This is a genomic window from Colwellia psychrerythraea (assembly GCF_000764185.1).
Taxonomy (GTDB): domain Bacteria; phylum Pseudomonadota; class Gammaproteobacteria; order Enterobacterales; family Alteromonadaceae; genus Colwellia; species Colwellia psychrerythraea_B.
This window is the reverse complement of record NZ_JQEC01000011.1, coordinates 410,496-427,046: the sequence shown is the minus strand read 5'-3', so window position 1 is coordinate 427,046 and position 16,551 is coordinate 410,496. Positions and strand designations below refer to the sequence as shown.

The window sequence follows — 16,551 nt, the reverse complement described above, 5'->3', positions numbered from 1 at the left end:
TGGGGGATGTCCAGATCAAAGAGAACATGGATCACTGAAGACTAGTATTCTAACTTCTGCGTACATTGTTGCTAAAAATTTCATTGTGCTTAACTAGTGCATTGTCTATGAGTATGTTATTGGCCAATAAAGCTATGCTTATTGAATATGTGGCATTAATGCAGTGCTATTAATGCCACATTATACTTAAAAAATCACTTTACGGCTGTGCGTTTAACGTAACACCTGAAAAGCTCGAATAAGCTTTTAACCCAATGTAGACGGTTTCACCAGCACCTAATTGCACTGAACAAGTTTCATTATTGCCGCTTTTATAGGGGCGACAAGTATAACTATTTGTTGTCGGTTGACCGGTTTTACTGGTATACAAATCGGCATCACCACTACCACCAGCTGTGCTAACCGTTACGGTTTCAGCTGTTTGTGCAGTGTAAGTGTATTGTAGCCAATTTCCTGTTGTTGCCGCTAAGCCCGCTTTTGGAAAATCACTAGGCGTAGAAACTGTATTAGTAGCAACAAGCGTAACACCGCTATAAGCACTGTAGCCAATCAACTTAACGTACACTCTGCCAGCACTAGCTAATTGCACATCACAGTTTTCATTATTGCCACCAACAAATGGGCGACAGTCATAATCACTTTTGGTAGGGATAGTGCCTTTTTTAACATAAAGATCAGCATCGCCTGTGCCACCATTTATTTGTACATCAACACGAGTATTTGCTTGCGTGGTATCAATATAAAATACTTGCTCATTATCTTTTGCGCCGGCAAGGTTTGCTACAGCAACACCTGATGTTAAACCGCCATTACCGCCACTGCTTACAGCAACCGAAAGCGTGTCTGTATTTGTTGCACCACCATTATCAGCTACCGTTAGTGAAACATTATAAGTACCACTGCTGCTGAAAGTATGTTGCACTTGAGCGCCAAACGCTGAACTACCGTCACCAAAGCTCCATTGGTAATCAGTAATTGAGCCATCAGTATCTGAAGAGCCAGCACCATCAAAAGTACAAGTTAGTTCAGTACAACTTTTCGAAATAATTGCCACTGGTGGTTGATTAGTGCCACCACCGCCGTTATCACCAACAGGCACTGTATTACCAAAAATACTGGCTACTTGTGGCCATATTTTATCAATTCTTACCCCTTGGTTTTCACAGCCACCAAAGTGATGTAAGGCGATTACGTTATTTGAACTACTTGCTAGAACAGGTGAGCCTGAAGAGCCACCAATAGTGTCACAGAAATAACCGGTATCAGTACCTGTAGCTCGACCATTAGCAGAAGCTGTATCTATTTGACATAACCCACCACTGTTTTGATCGCTTTGAATAGATAATTCTTTCGGATTACCTGAGCCATGTTGAGGAATATAAATTAGCTCGCCTTGGGCTGGGCTTCTGACATCAAGGCCAAAGTAACCAAAACCAGCAATACTAGCGAAGCTATTAACAGTAAATAGTGAGTAATCTAGGTTGTAATCAGTTTTCAACAGAGATTGACCAGTGACCTTTACCACAGAGTCTAAGGTACTGCCATCACAAGAGGTATGTTGGTAATTAAACCATATTTCAGTATCTTGTAATCTTGCTTCGTTATCTAAACAATGGTTGTTAGTGAATAAATGATTGCCTGAGCCAACGCGCCAACCAGTACATAAACCACTACCGGCCATTAATAAACGGGCAACAGGGCGGGTACGTTCATATTCAATCGGGTTACTTGATGCCCAACATTGCACATCTTTACGCTCATTTACACCACACGTTGATTCAATGCCAATATCTGATGACATATCGATATTACCTTGCACTTGCAGGCTATTAATTAATTCAGAGTCGTTTGTTGGCAGATCATTTTCAGTACCTGCTTTATAGCTATCAATTACTAACTGATGAGAAGGCAACCATTGCACATTCACGGGTAGCACAAGCTTAACTACAGCTTTTTCACCAAAGACTGACATTGCAGAAAATTGTTCAGTGCCATTTTCGCCTTTTAAAGTATTAAAGGTTCGGGGTGTGTTTGTTGCATTATCATAACGATAACTTTCACTGCCATCTTGGCTAGTTACTAATACATAGGCGCCATCAGGGATATTGAATACCTTAAAGTGCACTTTAATAAAGCTTGCCCCAGCGCTTTCAAGGGCAAATTCTTGCACTCTTTCAGCGGTATTCTCGGCATTTATTGATAACTGAGTCGATTGGTTAGGGTTAAAGTTTACATCTGCCGATTTATGATCAGCAATAATTACGGGGGTGTTGCTTGTAGGGGGCACTTCATTAGCAGCGACAGAGTTACTAACAAAAAGACATAGCCCGAGTGTGGTAAATAATGTTTTCATTTAAGTTCCTTTCACATTTTTTGAGTTGGCATTGGTACCTCTCCTACCCAATGCGCGATTAAAACCAAATAAACTGTAACATCTTGTTAACATTTCATTCAAGTTAAATTAACAAGCTAGTGGTGCAAGGTGATTTACAAGAGTAAGGATAAGGAAATAATTATTTTTTAATTGTTTTATGCGGGTTAATAAGTGATTGGCAGTTCATTAATAGGGATATTTACTAAGTTTTAGACACAAAAAAACGCAGCTAAGTAGGCCTTGTCTATTTACCGCTAAAGGTGTTTTTGAGTATTAATAACAGATTAAGTTAATAGTAGATTAAGCTAATGGTAGATTGATAAACCTAACTCTTCTGTAATCGCTGCCATTAGGTTCATACCGACAACTGAATTTCCATAACTGTTTAATGGTGGGCTCCAAGCACAAATAACACCATAACCTGGCACAATTGCAATAATTCCACCACCAACCCCACTTTTTGCTGGCAAGCCGACAGAAAAGGCGAACTCCCCGGATTGATCATACATACCACTTGTAGATAATATGGCATTTACTTTATGTGCGTCACGTATAGTGCAGATTGATTTTTGGGTTCTAGGATCGACACCTTTATTGGCTAAAAAAAGTAAACTTGTTGCCAATTGCTGGCAGCTCATTGATATTGAGCATTGGGTAAAGTAGTGACTTAATACGTCTGGTATTTCAGCTTCTATATTGCCAAAGCTCTTCATCAAATAGGCTAATGCAGCATTAAGGTTACCATGCTTAAGTTCTGATAAATAAACTTGGTTATCTATGTGTATTTTTTCATTGTTTGCTAGCTTTCGAACAAAAGTTAAAAAGGCGAGTTTACTTGCTGAAAAATGGCTTGTTAAGACATCTGATACCAATAACGCTCCTGCATTAATAACTGGATTTCTTGGTATCCCTTTTTCCCACTCTAGTTGAACTATTGAGTTAAATGGTTGGCCAGAAGGCTCCATTCTTACTCGCTGCCAAATAGAATCTCCTATCCGATTCATTGCCATGACCAAACCAAACACTTTTGAAATGCTTTGAATTGAAAAAGGATGTTGATAATCACCGGCACCAAAAAACTGACCATCTATGGTTGCAACTGATATGCCCATTAATTCAGGCTTAACATTTGCTAAGGCAGGTATATAATCTGCCACTTTACCCTGAAGGAAATTATCTTGCTCAGCAAGTAATAATGCCTGTAGTTTTTTCTCTAAATCAGTGGTGTTGTTGTTCATTTAATTGTTTTGGTATTTGGCAGTTTAATAAGAGAATATTATGCACAAAATGAATCAGAGGTATAGTCATTAAAATATATTTTTTCAAACGTTAATCTGCTTATAACAAATATCACTCGTTACTGCTTAAAGTCTGGCATCAGCTATTATTTTGAGTATTACCTGCAGCTTAATTTATCAGGTAACTCTTAATTGACATAGCCAGCTAAATTCATAAAACCCAGCTAAGAGTGCAAGCTGTGGCTATTAGCAAAGTGACAAAATATCAATCAGCATAAATCAAGTTATTTTGCTGTTCTTCAATTATATTTAGCAGGAACCTATTTTTGACACTCTATAACCTTTAGCTATGACCTTGGTAAGGTTTGTTAATTGCTTGCTCTATTTCGCTATGTTTTTATTTATGGCCTGTCTTTTATTTAGGCAGCAAAAACATACTGGAGATAAAAAAAATGATAAAAAAAAATACTCTTTTAAAATGTTGTTATTCCTTGGTACTGACTATTACTTGTGTTCAAGTTTATGCTGAAAGTGAAAATTTAGTTTCTTTCACTCAAGGGACTATCCCTGTACTCATAACGGCACCGCACGGTGGCAGTGCACAGCCTGATAATGTCAATATTAGAACCGGTACGAATATGCAAGGGGTTACGGTTGAAGATTTTAATACCGTAAAAGATAGTTGGACTAAAGGTATAGCCCAAGATATTCAAACTAAATATGAACAAAAATATGGTGGTATTCCCTACATAGTCACCGCTGAATTTCATCGTAAATATATTGATGCTAACCGCCCTGTACATCAAGCTTATGAGAGCCAAGTGGCGAAACTTTATTACGATAGCTATCAAAGTAAGGTTATTGAATATATTAAGGAAATAAAGCAAAAGTTTGGTAAGGGAGTATTATTAGATATTCACGGACAAGCACAGCAACCAGATAAAATTATTCGAGGCACTCGAAATGGTTTCTCGGTGCAAAACTTGGTCGCTGAGCATGGTTGGGATTCGGTTGTCGGTGGTAATGGCTTCTTTGGTCTATTATCCCAGCAAGGTTTTACGGTTGAACCTGAGAATTCACATATTCCGACTATTTCCGATCCAGCGCCTGAAGGTGCTTTAAGTGGTGGTACTACCCTAAAACATAATGGCAGTCATAACTTATTAGGCCTAGATGCTATTCAATTTGAGATAGGTAGTAATATTCGTTTTTCAGAAAGCCAACGAGAGTATTTTAGCGATAATATGGCAGATAACATTCATACCTTTATGACGAATTATTATTGTAATGACAATGTTGTTGCTTTCCCTTGCTCCCCGGCAACTGTGTTAATTGATTTTGACTATAAAGGTTACTATGAGACTAATGACTGGAGCAGCTCAGGTGCAGTAGATAACTTCCCATCTAAAGGGCTTAGTAAGTCTCGATATACTAACAGTGAAGGTGAAAGCACTAGCTGGAGTACAACGGTTGATCAAACGGGTACATACCATATCTATGCTTGGTGGACTAATACCAAATCAAGCGGCTCTTTATATAACCGAGATGGCTCGGCTGAATATGTTATTTCAACCGAAACCAACAGCTTAGTTGCTACTAAAGATCAAAACAGTACAGGTGGCCAATGGGTACCTCTTGCGGCTATGCAAGTACAAAAGGGAGAAACTATCAAAGTAAGTCTTACTCGAGAGCATGATGGTGATGAGGGCTCGGCAACAGTTGCTGATGCCATTAAATTTGATTGGGGCGGCACTCAATAAAAGCTCTGTGTGATTACCCGGCTTATATGGAATTTTCAACGGTCTTTGAATTTAATCATAAATAGATTTAAGGCCGTTTCCCCGTATTGTAAGGGGGAGGTTATTTTGATAAAGGCTAATTTACAGCTAAACAAGATCTAAAGAATAGCCAAACGATATTACTCAATATATTCATTTTATACTGTTAACTCGCAGCATGAAGTGGAATATATCTACATCCATATATATAAACGTATATATTGAAATAAAATTAGGATAAATCAGCTTCAGTCTTTGTTAACGGGTCACTCAAATAAATTATCTATATTCCCATTAGATTATTATGGCTTGTATGTTTAGCTTCTTTTTAGCGCTACGTTAAATTATGGGTAATATCTACTTTTTGAGCCCAATACATAAAGTTAAAAGGCGAGTTAGTAAACATCAACCAGTATTTTGTTGACTCTTTGAAACGTTAATAGTACAAAGATTTAACAATTTAATAATATTAACCACAAGGAAGTAACGTTGCGTATTTTAACGCTATTTTTTTTCATATCAGCACTTTATATCACCAATGCTCAAGCCCTAGTTGAACAGCATTATACTCATTACAAACTCTGGGTTGATTGTAAGGAGCGAGCTTCAATTGCATTCTACTATGTGGCATCTGAAGACAAGGGCAATAAAACCAAATACAACTCTTTTTATGATGACCCTAGCCTAGCTCAATCTTGTCAGCAATTATCACGTGAAGCCTACAGTCACTACAACGATTTTGAATCTAAATACCACCGAGCTCAACTAGCCGCGGCTAACCATTTTGATTTCGACAAGACAGCATTAAAGGAAGCAAATTTTATGGCAAATGTGCTGCCGCAAACTTTGCAGTTGAATCGTGGTGCATGGAAAAGAACTGAAGAGTTAGTTGAATGCTACAGAGATAGCTTTGATGTTGTTAATTATGGTGGCGTAATTTGGGGGACTGATAGTAAGAATGATTTATTCGTTAATAGTCACGGTGTTAGAACGCCTGATTATTTTTGGAGGGTATTAGTTGGTGAACATAACAATCAAAAATACTTCTCTGCTTGGATTGTGCCAAATGCCAACGATGCACGAGCTTCAAAACTTCAACACTATGCTGTGGGTATAGAGCAACTAATTGCGCGTGTGGAATATGAAGAAATTAAATTACTTCTCAATTCATTGGAAGTAAAACTTGGTAAAAAGTTTAAATATAATAAGGGGTGTAAAGCATATGTATCATAAGTCACTTTGGTTGAGCATATTCATTATTGTTCTATTGTCAGCAGCTTCACATTTTTTAGATTTTGGTCACGGTCTTGTTTGGGTAGGTTTTGAAACGCCAAAAGATTTTTTTCTTCTACTGTTGAGGCTACTATTCTTATCCTTAATTGTTGAGAGAGTGGTCGAACTATATGTCATCTTATATAGAGCACCTGGTAGAGCTAAAATAGAAAACGACATATCCCTCGCTACGGGTGAAAAGTTGGATATCTCTAAATTAAGTTTTTATAAAGCAGAAACCGCTCGAAAAACTGCTTGGGTAGGGTTTAGTTTGGGTGTTCTAATGGCCATAGTTGGCATTAGAATTTTTACAGGTATGTTCGACTTCGATGACGCCTCGACGGTGCAAATAATTATGTTTGACGTTTTTGAGTTGTTCACCATGGGCGCGTTAATGGCCGGAGGTTCAAAAGGGATTAACCAAATTGTCAGTACAATTGAATTTTTTGCACAAAGACCTAAGCGACTCGTCGGGCCAAATTAGCTTATGGCCTTTGATATAGCAAGAAGAGGGAAATTGACAGAAAAGGAATTCAAATCTTAATAAAAAAGCTGACTAATAACTTATCAGGCCAGCCATAATAACTGATGTATCTTCCCATAACTGGCATTTTTAGGTACCGGTTATGGGTTTATCTAGGTTAGCTATTTTACCAGCCTGTTATTACTATTTTTGTCATTAGCCGTACATTAACTTAGTGCGGTAATTAGCGCCGGTTTTACTATTAACATAGATGCGCCAGCGTCCGCCACGCTTAATACCAAATACACTAGCAGCGTGGCCGGCTGACATGTATTGGCGGGCATCTAACGAGGTACCACCGGTGATACTAGGGTTATTGGCAATGATGTGCGCGGAAAGCTCCTGGAGTGCTCGGGCCCGAGCATCAAAACGATTATTCCTATCACGAGTTTGGTAATTTCCTTGTGACTCAAACACAGACTGCAGAAAACTCTGTCCTGCTGCTGCAACTTGAATATTGTGATGCACAATAATGAGTTTCTGTGGCGTTTCAAAAACAAGAATGCCGCAACCGTCCACCTGAGCGGTAAAGAACAGTTGTGCTTCATGTTTTAATTCAATGGCATAAGCCTGATCTGCACTCCATTGTAAATAATAAGCGCGATCATTAACAAAGTTTCCGACGGGGGGGCGAGTTGTTTGCGCCCATAATGCGCTAGTAGGTGCAATTCCGGTATTTTCATAACGAAGAGATATAGGTGTTACTCGGGAGTCTGAATACTGAAAAGATGTTGGCACGCTGCCGTTAAAGTTTTCAGTGGATTTTATGCTGTTGCGAAACGATACACCCGGGGTGGTTACATTTATTCTTAGACGGCTGACCGGGCCACCATTGAGAAAAGTAACAGGGTTATTAAGAAACTGACGGTATTGAGTATTATCCATGATGAACTTCCTTATTTTAGATTAATAACATTTAATTTACTGAACCATGAAAACAGTGCCAATCATAACCACTTGCTAATGATAATAAGAGGTAAATACACATTAATAATGAAGTGTGTACCCGCTTAAAATTAACGTATTGTTAACTTCTGATTAACTATTTATCAACTATGGCATACATCAATACGCAATAAAAGACTAAAAAACAAACATGAAGGCAGGTAATAGTGACAGAGAAGTTATTAATTGATTAGGGAAGCCACGGCTAATTATTTAATGTGTAGCCGCCGCATCGCGACATAGGGGCGAGCTTAATTTGAAGCGCTTTGAAACCGTACTCTGAATTTTATTTTGAACTTTGGGTGTATTTGTTTTGGGAGCGAACGACGAGGGCGAAGCCTGAGCAACGAGAAAGAGGAATAGAGCGGTTGGCGGAAATGAAAGAGTTTACTTCCGTTTAGGAATACGGAGGTAAGGCTTTATCTCAGTGTTTAAGTGTGCGTTATATATACTAGTACCTTTAGCCTCTAATCTCTTCTTGGTGCGCTTAGCAGAAGTTATAGTCACTAATATCAAACTTCTATAGTTGGCTCTATAGCAGTCATATCGAACAATATTTATAAAATACTAATGTGAGCGAAAATTATTTGTAAGTCAAAATCATCCAATACTTAGAACATTAGATACGAAATTTGGCCGAAGTAACTTCCTATATACATTGCGGGAAGTGTCGTTACATCTATACTTATGGCCATAAGTACTCCTTTGGAGAAGTAAATCTGATGGTAATTCGGATTGTTTTTATCAGCATTTTCTTTGTGCTTTGTAGCAATGCGCTTTGCTGTGAAATTAGATTTGGAGTTAGTGAGAGCCTTCCCTTTACATTTAAAACTGATAATGGAGTCTGGTCTGGTAATGATGTAGAAAAGTTTAAGTTTATGGCTAAAGTTGTCGGTTGTGAAGTGCTCTTTGTTGAAGGAAGTTTTTCTGAACGGCTAAGAATGCTCAAGCTTGGAATGATTGATGCTATGTCAAATATTTCTAAGCTAAGTAAACGAAACTCATTCCTCTCGTATATTGGGCCGCTGAGAATAGAAAAACTATCCCTTGTAACAACAAAAAAAATTCCTGGTTTGATTACAAGTTTGACATCGATTAGCCAGTGGGATTACCATTATGGGAAGCCAGCTAATGCTTATCTTGGAGAGCTGTTTAGTCAAATGTATATTTCAGATAAGAACTTTTCAAGTAAATTCATCGATATACATAGTCATAATGATATTTCTGAACTTATTAGAAAAGGTCGTATTGTAGGTTTTTTTGAGGAGACTAATAGTTTGAATCATCACCTGACCTCATCTCCAAAGTATGCTCATTTGAAAAAGCATCCGTTAGAGGTAATTACAGGTGATATTTATTTTGGAATAAGTAAAAAATCAATGCAGCCTGAATTAATCAACAAATTGAAACAGGCATTTATAATCTGGACTAAATCAGCAGAAGCCAATGGCAAAAATGATTGAACTACTTTATAAGAGTCAGCTTCCATTCAAAGGGCTATATTTGAAACGCGGACCGAGTATATACGTGTTTCAAAAATTCATGTCTGCATAGGCAACAATAGCACCCTTTATAAGGGTTGTTTTCAGCTAATTGATTGGGTTCTCTTTGTGGTATTTGTAGCCCATTTGCTTCTAATGTAATTGAAGGTTATTTTTGTTTGCAGTATATTTTAGACATAAAAAAACCACAATTAAGCGGTTTCTTATCATAGACGGTGTTCTGTCTATCGCCAAATCTAAAAGTCACTTGGTATAACTAATAGATCAAAAAGGTCTTGATTTGGTGGGGCGGGGGGAATCGCCCCACCGTCTGTAGCCCTTATTAATAACGGTTACTACATCCAATCAATGGCTAAATACTGCATCAGCGCTTACATGGTTTATTAGTTTAATAACCCCCCCTGTACTAATTACCACTAAAAGGAATATCTAAGCACCTCAACTGAACCATAAATAATTAATAATATAAGGATGCAACTTAAATGATAGAGCCAGTGGTTAGCACTGTTATCGGTGATGCAGGGCTCTTTAATCCAACAGTTAAGTTCGCTGCAATAGTTGCCTCTGCTGTACTGGTATACGCAGGTGGATGATACCCACCAGACAAATATAAATGAGCGCTAGGTTTTTTTGCTATCCTCATTCCCGTAATCAATTTAAGTTCAGGTCGTAATAAGTAAGCTGGTGCTATAAGCGCGTTAAAGCCTAGTGGTTTATTGGTTTGGATAAGGGTAACTCTGCTACATCCTTCGCACTTACTCCGCGGTTTAATTTCGGTTACGCTCGTCACTTTAAGTAATAAGCTACACTCACCTACCTTCTTTTAGGTAATAAAAAAACCGCTAGTTAGGCGGGTTTAGTATTCTAAAGGCTTGCTGTGTTTAGCTAATAAAGGTTATTTCATTGCAGCTAAAATTTATACACAATACCAAGTGATAAGTTAGTAACATCTGCGGCATCTAAAAACATTATGTCGTACTTGACCTGCACAGCTAATGACTCAGTGATGTCATAACCTAAGCCTATCGCACCATAGAAACCATCTTCACTATTGGATTCCTTAATGAGCGTATGATCCTCATAGTCATAATCAACTACTGTATAAAGGTCAGTTGTAGTGCTGTGGTAACCTAAATTACCAATGAAGTGTGCATCACCTATCAGCTTAAACTTTGTCACTAAGCTTAATGTATACACGTTACCTGCAAACTCTCTTGTTTTTGTATAGCAACCATCACTATCACAATCAGTCCAATCTACCCACACACCGTCACCGACATCAGTATATGACACTTCCATACCTAAATTAGGGGTGAACATATAGCCACCAAATAGCTTTAATGTTTTACCGAAATCCTCATTGCCAGCATCATTAATAGAAACCTCTGCCTGACCAGCAGCCACACCAATGTAGAAATCATTATATGCCTGAACCTTAACCTCTTCTGCTTTAACTGCTAAAGGTAACGCCATTGCCACTGCTAAACTTAATATTGCTGTTTTCATTGTTGTTCCTGCGCCCTTTGTGGGCTAAGTTGATTAGTTTTACACTTGTTTGTGCGTGTTATTTTACAGAATAATAATAATTAACACTTTGCACGCAGTGACTTTTAGTGTGCAATTTGCGCCAAGTTTCCCATTGTTTTTATTTAATCTATGGAAAGGAAGTTAGATAGTGAGGTGGTGCTGAGGACGAGGGCGAAGCCTGAGCAACGAGGAAGAGGAATAGAGCGGAGGGAGGAAATGAAAGATTTTACTCCCATTTAGTAATACAGGGGTAAAGTTTTTCCGGATTTCCGCTGAGAGCGTTAAATACAGGGGTGGGTAGCGATTTTTCAGTTAATCTCTAATTACTAATCTTTAGTCTCTAGTTATTAGGTTAGTGTCTTTATATAGGTCAGGTAATTGCCTGAGCCTCCCTATCCCATTCTCCATTGATTCTTTTTGCTCTCTCAATTTCCCTTTTTGCACAGTCGTAGATTGAACGACCGACGATGAGCGACAGCGAAGCCTGAGCAAGGAGGAAGAGGAGGGGGTGAAAAACCCCCGTCATGTATTACGGGGGGAGAATCCACCAAACTATGCGGCCTTGCGCCAATATGGTTGTTTTAGTCTTTAGTAGTGTCTAGTCACTAATTTCTTCTGCACTTCTTCGGGTAGCGAGTGCGCCCATTGGTCACCGCTAATGACTTCTTGGTGCGCTAAGCTGACATTAGCTTCCAATTATTTGCCCTATCTTTTCTAATGAATTAACTGTCTCATATTACTGAGAAGTCTCAGTAATAAACCAAAATCAATCGATATAAAACCTAATTAATTGATATTATTAAAATAGACTTTAATTAGATCAAAGGCTTGGGGTATTGCTATGAAAACCATAGGGCAATATTTTTGGAGTTAATTATTGATAAGGTAACAAGATAACCTTCGCTGTTAATCTATGGTTTGAAGAAATAAATTATCGTAATTGATTGCCAATAATTCCTAACGCAAAATAATCCCTTGTTACATCTCGGTGTTGATATTATACAATATGCAACATAACATGAATTTTTAAACGAAATATATAGAGTTTTTATCAAAAAATCATTCATTAAAATAGCCTTGATTGTACTACTGTTCACGTTGGTCTCTTGTATGTTACCGAGACAGAAACACGTGAGTCAGCATGAAATATCAGTAGAGGATTTTATTACAGCAGTTATGGAAGAAGCATCTATTCCGGGTTTAGCTATTTCAGTAATCAAAAATAACAAGGTTGTTTTACTTGATGGTTTTGGTTTAGCGAATGTTGAAAAAAACGAGCCAGTTAAGGTTACTACACCTTTTAATTTAGCTTCAATCAGTAAGCCCATTCTTGGTATCTCTTTATTACGACTACAAGATAAAGGTTTCATAAATATCGACAATGATATTAATGAATACTTACCTTTTGTGTTAGATAACCCTAATTTAGAGGATGAAAAAATCACGTTACGTCATTTAGCTAGCCACTCCTCAGGCTTGTATGATGCTTATGATTATGAAGCATTCGGCCACAATGAAGAGTCTAATGTTAATCTTCGAGACTATGTTGAACAACGTCTTAGTATCAAAGGTAATGCTTATGGCAAGGGCTACTTTTATGACAGTGCTCAACCTGGTACTAGCTTTCGCTATAATAACTTAGGTGCTTCTCTAGCTGGTTTAGCCTTGGAAACAACGTCTGAAATGAGTCTGCATGCTTTTAGTAATCGAGAGATTTTTGAGCCGCTAGGCATGAAAAATACCGCATGGCAGTTAAATCAATTAATGATGAAAGATATTGCTGTTCCTTACGAACTAGAGGCTTGTATTCCATACATAAAAATTTGTGCCGATGAGTCAAGTCTTACGATGGCTTATGTTCTTGGTAAACTGTTTGATCCACCCTCGGAATATAAAACTTTAGCCGCATTTCCTCATTATGGCTTTCCTGATTACCCAGCAGGAGGAATTAGAAGTAGTATTGAAGATTTAACTTTGTTGATTAAAGCGGTATTAAATAATGGAAATGAAAAGATTAAATTATTGTCAGATACAAGCTATCAACAAATGTTTCAATTGGCTTTTCCTGAAGACGTTGCTCAAGGTCAACGTTTTTTTTGGCAAGAATCACATGGCATGATAGGGCATGGTGGCTCTAATCCAGGGGCTTTTACTTATGCCTTTTTTGATGTTGAAACCAAAGGCGCTATTATTATATTAATGAATAGAAGCCCAGATGCACTCACCTCTTGGGCCCTGGATAGTATAATTGAACGGATTTCGACAACAGACACTCATTCATTCAAAACACTTGAGCTATTTAGCTCCTTAAATAGTAACTGACCTTGGTATGATCCACTTTTGAATTAACGAACTTCGTAACTAATAATTACGGAGTTAAAAGGTGCAATGGTAGTAAAATATTTTACCTTTCTTGCTGCCCAGTATGAGGTGTTTTATATCTTTTTTATCATGACACCACTGTTTACTACCTACTTATATAGAGTAACCGATAAGCAAGTCAATGACTGGTAAATACTCCCATCTACTTTGTAAACGAATAAGTCATTGCCAACACCCGAAATTAAGGGTTAAAAAGCAATATTAACAAAAACTACTAATCACACAGGACAAATATAACGTAAGTAAGAACTGAGTGATTTCGATGATGAGAACTCTGTTAATTGTGTAATTAGCAACAATCAATATAAAACGATTATGTATATGAGTTATATAAATCGTATTTATAACAAGGTTTAAAGTAAGATTTGTAATAGTCTGTTCCGCTTCTCTTCATATTATAGCCAACAATTACTCACCGCTTAAGGTGGCGTTATCGATACAAAATCTAATCCAAATCACCGCTACTGATTAAATGCTAATGCCCGCAATGTGGTAGAACGCGACCTTTAAAGAAGATGATTTACTCGATATTTATTTATTGAGGTGTAAGGATCGCTAGCAGCCACTTCCTGTAATACAGCCTTAAACCTCTCCTTGTACTTTTGCTCTTGCTTCTCGCTATGCCAAGACAATAATATAGTTACAGGAATAGTTAGTAGAGTTATGGGGACAGCTAGATTTCTCTTAATTTTGATTGCACTTTTGGTTGTACCCATAAATTACATCCTTGTTATTACTCCAATTATTAGACTAGATTAGCTAACCTGAAAAATACAGATTCCTACCGATCAAGCCAAATTTCAGGCATAAAAAAACCGCAATTAAGCGGTTTCTTATCACAAAAGGTGGACTATTTGTGGCCAAACCAATAAGTTACTAGGTATAACTTGTTGATTAAAAAGGTCTTTATTTGGTGGAGCGGGGGGGAATCGAACCCCCGTCCAAAAAGCCTACATCCTCGGTACTACATGCTTAGTCGCTTATTTATTTAACCAATTAGACGCCAAGCGACAGGCTTCGTCATGGTGAGCTTAATACTATTTCGCGGTTCAGCCTTAAGCGTGCTTCCCTCGCTATCCTATTTGGGGTGACCATCGATCCTCTAACCAATAGGAGAGATTTCAAGGCGATGGCTAGCCTAAGCGGCTAGTGCGAACGTATCGTCGTTAGCAATTATAGTTTTTACGGCTTTTTACCAGGCAAACCGCCCCTGGGCATGCACCTTGGGTTTCATGAATCTTGTCGAATCCTAGATCCGCCCCAAAGGTTAACAGTTTTCTATTTTTTTTTACAAAGGTTCGATATGCCTTTAAACACAGTATACAGCGCTTAACTTGATTAGACAACGTGGTATTTTTTAACCACTTTTCTAACCTTTACCAGATAGGTTATCTGTCCAGGTTTTTATTTTTCATTAAACGGCCTTTATCGACAGCCCACTCTCGGTCTTTAATATCCGATCGTTTATCATGATCTTTCTTACCTTTACCCAGATAAAATTCGAGTTTTACCCAACAGGCTTTCCAGTACATGGCCGTTGCAATCAATGAGTAACCATCACGTTCAACAGCAGCAGTGATCTTCTCTAGCTCTCTACGGTTAAGTAATAGTTTTCTATCGCGGTTTGGATCACAGACCACATGACTAGAAGCAGAGTTAAGGGGCGCTATTTCAGCACCTAATAAATAGGCTTCTCGATCTTTTATATGCACGTAACAATCAGAAATGTTAACTTTACCGCTTCTGATGCTCTTAATTTCCCAACCTTGTAAGCTCATACCACCTTCAAATTTATCGGTTAGGGCATAGTTGTGCCTAGCCTTTTTATTTAAAGCGATGGTATTGCTGTTAGATTTATTTTTAGATTTTTTCTTAGCCATCTTTATCTTCCATTCCTTTGCCGCAATAAGCAGCAAACACGGTGATTATACTGAGATTAAACTGCTTTTACATAACAAATTCACCTTTAGCATAAAATATTACACAATGGTGCGTTTTTTGTCGGCTTTTGCTATCATGTCGGCCATTGAATGGGGTGCTATGGGAGTAATAATGCCAACCATAAGTCGTAGTGCGCTAGTAATGCACAGTGTTGAACAGATGTATCAATTAATTAATGATATCCCTGCCTACCCTAAGTTTCTGCCTGATTGTAATGATAGTAAGGTTATAGGTCAGGATGAGAAAACGGTCACGGCAGCGTTACTGGTTTCCAAGGGGGGGTTAAGTAAATGGTTCACCACTAAAAATACCTTAATCTCGAATGAGAAAATTCATTTATCACTTGTTGATGGTCCCTTTAAGAGGCTTGAGGGATATTGGCTGTTAACGCCGTTATCAGATGATGCTTGTAAAATTAGCTTAGTGTTAGACTACGAATTTTCAAATAAATTGGTATCACTGGCGTTTGGTAAAGTATTCGGCCATTTTAGTAATAGTTTGGTACAAGTGTTTACTCAACGAGCTAAAGAAATTTACGGAGTTAATGTTTAATTATGACATCGGATAATAATGCCCTTGATAATATCAATGAAGGTGTAGTCATAGATAAAGTGACGATAGAGGTGGTGTATGGCGTGCCGCACAAACAAAAAATACTAACCTTGTTGGTTGATGATGCTTGTACAGTAGAGCAAGCTATTATTGAATCTGGCGTTATAACATTATTTCCTGAAATTGATTTACAGATTAATAAAGTTGGCGTGTGGAATAGGGCGGTAAAATTATCTGAAACGGTAAACGATCTGGATAGAATTGAGGTCTATAGGCCATTAATAGCCGACCCTAAGGATGTTCGTAAGCGCCGCGCAGAAAAAGCTAAATTAGAAGGTCGTGCAGACAAAACTACCGGTGGCCGAGTTAATCCGTTGAGAGTTGATGTAAAGAATTAGCTAGCAGTCATCTAAGGCGTAGGTATTGCTCAAGTGATAAACATAAAAAAACGGCATAGATGCCGTTTTTTTATGTATTAAATTCGAATTGAATAATTAATTAAGTTCAAACACCTTAG

The 16,551-nt window shown here is 37.9% G+C and carries 13 protein-coding genes and 1 other RNA gene; 7 read left to right on the top strand and 7 right to left on the bottom strand.

Features of this window, described 5'->3' with window-relative positions; translation table 11 throughout:
• Window positions 1–199: 199 nt before the first annotated feature.
• Together GAB14E_RS16340 and glsB are read right to left on the bottom strand one after the other, a co-directional pair.
• Window positions 200–2,353, bottom strand: a complete 2,154-nt coding sequence (locus tag GAB14E_RS16340; protein ID WP_052093514.1) for a pre-peptidase C-terminal domain-containing protein — start codon at window positions 2,351–2,353, stop codon at window positions 200–202.
• Window positions 2,354–2,679: 326 nt separating this feature from the next.
• Window positions 2,680–3,612: a glutaminase B gene (gene glsB / locus GAB14E_RS16345; RefSeq protein ID WP_033081343.1), complete on the bottom strand. Its 933-nt coding sequence runs from the start codon at window positions 3,610–3,612 to the stop codon at window positions 2,680–2,682.
• Between the two features lie 452 nt (window positions 3,613–4,064).
• Between glsB and GAB14E_RS16350 the strand changes: the two genes are divergently transcribed.
• The 3 genes from GAB14E_RS16350 to GAB14E_RS16355 all read left to right on the top strand — a co-directional run bounded on the left by GAB14E_RS16350 (window position 4,065) and on the right by GAB14E_RS16355 (window position 7,146).
• Window positions 4,065–5,372 (top strand): golvesin C-terminal-like domain-containing protein, encoded by a 1,308-nt coding sequence (locus GAB14E_RS16350; RefSeq protein WP_033081342.1) that lies wholly within the window; start codon window positions 4,065–4,067, stop codon window positions 5,370–5,372.
• A gap of 507 nt (window positions 5,373–5,879) precedes the next feature.
• Window positions 5,880–6,623, top strand: a complete 744-nt coding sequence (locus tag GAB14E_RS0122635; RefSeq protein WP_052093513.1) for a DNA/RNA non-specific endonuclease — start codon at window positions 5,880–5,882, stop codon at window positions 6,621–6,623.
• Complete coding sequence (locus tag GAB14E_RS16355; RefSeq protein ID WP_033081341.1) at window positions 6,613–7,146, top strand: hypothetical protein; 534 nt, start codon at window positions 6,613–6,615, stop codon at window positions 7,144–7,146. Before GAB14E_RS0122635 ends, GAB14E_RS16355 begins: the two co-directional genes overlap by 11 nt.
• A gap of 195 nt (window positions 7,147–7,341) precedes the next feature.
• On the opposite strand, the gene GAB14E_RS16360 is transcribed toward GAB14E_RS16355, so the two are convergent.
• Window positions 7,342–7,923 (bottom strand): hypothetical protein, encoded by a 582-nt coding sequence (locus tag GAB14E_RS16360; protein WP_156115666.1) that lies wholly within the window; start codon window positions 7,921–7,923, stop codon window positions 7,342–7,344.
• A gap of 929 nt (window positions 7,924–8,852) precedes the next feature.
• Between GAB14E_RS16360 and GAB14E_RS16365 the strand changes: the two genes are divergently transcribed.
• Window positions 8,853–9,593: a substrate-binding periplasmic protein gene (locus GAB14E_RS16365; protein ID WP_033081339.1), complete on the top strand. Its 741-nt coding sequence runs from the start codon at window positions 8,853–8,855 to the stop codon at window positions 9,591–9,593.
• Between the two features lie 948 nt (window positions 9,594–10,541).
• Here the strand turns inward: GAB14E_RS16365 and GAB14E_RS16370 are convergent.
• The gene (locus GAB14E_RS16370) at window positions 10,542–11,138 is read right to left on the bottom strand and encodes an outer membrane beta-barrel protein (protein ID WP_033081338.1); all 597 of its coding nucleotides are present in this window, start codon (window positions 11,136–11,138) and stop codon (window positions 10,542–10,544) included.
• Window positions 11,139–12,269: 1,131 nt separating this feature from the next.
• Between GAB14E_RS16370 and GAB14E_RS16375 the strand changes: the two genes are divergently transcribed.
• Window positions 12,270–13,481, top strand: a complete 1,212-nt coding sequence (locus tag GAB14E_RS16375; RefSeq protein WP_081967735.1) for a serine hydrolase domain-containing protein — start codon at window positions 12,270–12,272, stop codon at window positions 13,479–13,481.
• Between the two features lie 566 nt (window positions 13,482–14,047).
• Here the strand turns inward: GAB14E_RS16375 and GAB14E_RS16380 are convergent.
• The 3 genes from GAB14E_RS16380 to smpB form a co-directional block, all read right to left on the bottom strand.
• Entirely contained in the window at window positions 14,048–14,257 is a 210-nt protein-coding gene (locus tag GAB14E_RS16380; protein WP_033081336.1) for a hypothetical protein, read from the bottom strand.
• A 195-nt stretch (window positions 14,258–14,452) separates the two neighbouring features.
• Window positions 14,453–14,803: a transfer-messenger RNA gene (ssrA, locus tag GAB14E_RS24465) on the bottom strand.
• A gap of 126 nt (window positions 14,804–14,929) precedes the next feature.
• Window positions 14,930–15,421, bottom strand: a complete 492-nt coding sequence (gene smpB, locus GAB14E_RS16385) for an SsrA-binding protein SmpB (RefSeq protein ID WP_033081335.1) — start codon at window positions 15,419–15,421, stop codon at window positions 14,930–14,932.
• 172 nt (window positions 15,422–15,593) lie between these two features.
• On the opposite strand from smpB, the gene GAB14E_RS16390 reads away from it, so the two are divergent.
• Complete coding sequence (locus tag GAB14E_RS16390; protein WP_033081444.1) at window positions 15,594–16,034, top strand: SRPBCC family protein; 441 nt, start codon at window positions 15,594–15,596, stop codon at window positions 16,032–16,034.
• 2 nt (window positions 16,035–16,036) lie between these two features.
• Window positions 16,037–16,432 carry an RnfH family protein gene (locus tag GAB14E_RS16395; RefSeq protein ID WP_052093512.1) on the top strand — a complete coding sequence of 132 codons (396 nt, stop codon included), beginning with the start codon at window positions 16,037–16,039 and terminating at the stop codon, window positions 16,430–16,432.
• The last annotated feature ends 119 nt before the right edge of the window (window positions 16,433–16,551 follow it).

Coding starts and splice junctions, on each gene's coding strand:
- GAB14E_RS16340 (WP_052093514.1), bottom strand. CDS start 2,353: ATGAAAACATTATTTACCACACTCGGGCTATGTCTTTTTGTTAGTAAC.
- glsB (WP_033081343.1), bottom strand. CDS start 3,612: ATGAACAACAACACCACTGATTTAGAGAAAAAACTACAGGCATTATTA.
- GAB14E_RS16350 (WP_033081342.1), top strand. CDS start 4,065: ATGATAAAAAAAAATACTCTTTTAAAATGTTGTTATTCCTTGGTACTG.
- GAB14E_RS16355 (WP_033081341.1), top strand. CDS start 6,613: ATGTATCATAAGTCACTTTGGTTGAGCATATTCATTATTGTTCTATTG.
- GAB14E_RS16365 (WP_033081339.1), top strand. CDS start 8,853: ATGGTAATTCGGATTGTTTTTATCAGCATTTTCTTTGTGCTTTGTAGC.
- GAB14E_RS16370 (WP_033081338.1), bottom strand. CDS start 11,138: ATGAAAACAGCAATATTAAGTTTAGCAGTGGCAATGGCGTTACCTTTA.
- GAB14E_RS16375 (WP_081967735.1), top strand. CDS start 12,270: ATGTTACCGAGACAGAAACACGTGAGTCAGCATGAAATATCAGTAGAG.
- GAB14E_RS16380 (WP_033081336.1), bottom strand. CDS start 14,257: ATGGGTACAACCAAAAGTGCAATCAAAATTAAGAGAAATCTAGCTGTC.
- smpB (WP_033081335.1), bottom strand. CDS start 15,421: ATGGCTAAGAAAAAATCTAAAAATAAATCTAACAGCAATACCATCGCT.
- GAB14E_RS16390 (WP_033081444.1), top strand. CDS start 15,594: ATGCCAACCATAAGTCGTAGTGCGCTAGTAATGCACAGTGTTGAACAG.
- GAB14E_RS16395 (WP_052093512.1), top strand. CDS start 16,037: ATGACATCGGATAATAATGCCCTTGATAATATCAATGAAGGTGTAGTC.